At 76.8% G+C, this 479-nt stretch carries 1 pseudogene; it reads left to right on the forward strand.

From position 1 onward, the window contains the following. Positions 1–133 precede the first annotated feature (133 nt). A pseudogene (locus J0695_RS37150) lies at positions 134–479 on the forward strand (ATP-binding protein); the annotation flags it as partial.

The raw sequence follows: 479 nt of genomic DNA on the forward strand, positions 1-479 counted from the left end.
TCTTCGCGCACCCGCCGCGCGGACGGATCGCCCTGAAGGCGGCCGGCACGGCCGGCCGGGCACCCGTCCCGCTCCCGCACCGGGGCGGGCCGCTTCCCCGCCTGCTCCGGGCGGCCGCTCCCGGTCCGCACCCGTGGGCCTGGAGTCCCGCATACGACCCCAGTTCCTGCGCACCGCGATACTGCCGACCGTCGTCGCCGCGCTGAGCGGTGCGGCCGCCGTCATCTACACCATCCAGACCGGCCACGTTCATCCCACGGCCGGACTGCGGGGAGCGCTCACCGGATTCGCGGTGCTCGCCGTCGCGGCGATCGCCTCCGCCGCACTCGGTGCCGACCGCATCGCCCGGTCCGTACTGGGGCGCTGCAACGCGCTGCGCCGTACCAGCGCGCGCTCGCAGGCCGATCTGCGGGCGGTCGTCGACCAGCTGAGACGGGGCGAGGGCGCACCCGTCCGGCGCGCCCAGCCACCGGGCACCT

Origin of the sequence: Streptomyces beijiangensis (genome assembly GCF_017315755.1) — a bacterium.
Lineage (GTDB): Bacteria > Actinomycetota > Actinomycetes > Streptomycetales > Streptomycetaceae > Streptomyces > Streptomyces beijiangensis.